General features: G+C 64.6%; 1 protein-coding gene. It reads right to left on the bottom strand.

Annotated elements, in window-relative coordinates; all coding sequences use genetic code 11:
• Positions 1–308 (bottom strand): phosphoenolpyruvate hydrolase family protein (locus EN807_RS33940; protein ID WP_135938048.1); only part of this gene is annotated, 308 nt, incomplete at its 3' end.
• Positions 309–319: the final 11 nt, after the last annotated feature.

Below are 319 nucleotides of genomic sequence, written 5' to 3'. Positions count from 1 at the left end.
ATGATGACGAAGGGATCGGTGCCGTTGACGCCGGCCAGCACCGGGGTCTTCTTGACCACCGGCAAGACCTCGTAGGCCATCTCCTTGACGATCTCGTTGGCGTTGCCATAGGCGAGCAGGCCGGCGGCCGAGCCGCGACCCGCCATGCGGTAGCGGCCGGAATTGTAGATGATGATCAGGTCGATGCCGCCGGCTTCCTCGGCCTTGGCCGACAGGCCGGTGCCGGCGCCGCCGCCGACGATCGGCACGCCGTCGGCGATCATCTTGCGGAATTTTTCCAGGATCTTTTTGCGCGGAATGGCGGCCATGCCTTTTTGTC

The sequence above is a fragment of the Mesorhizobium sp. M5C.F.Ca.ET.164.01.1.1 genome (genome assembly GCF_004792125.1).
GTDB classification, from domain to species: Bacteria; Pseudomonadota; Alphaproteobacteria; order Rhizobiales; family Rhizobiaceae; genus Mesorhizobium; species Mesorhizobium wenxiniae.
The sequence above is the reverse complement of the archived record's forward strand: the minus strand, read 5'-3'. Positions and strand labels throughout refer to the sequence as shown.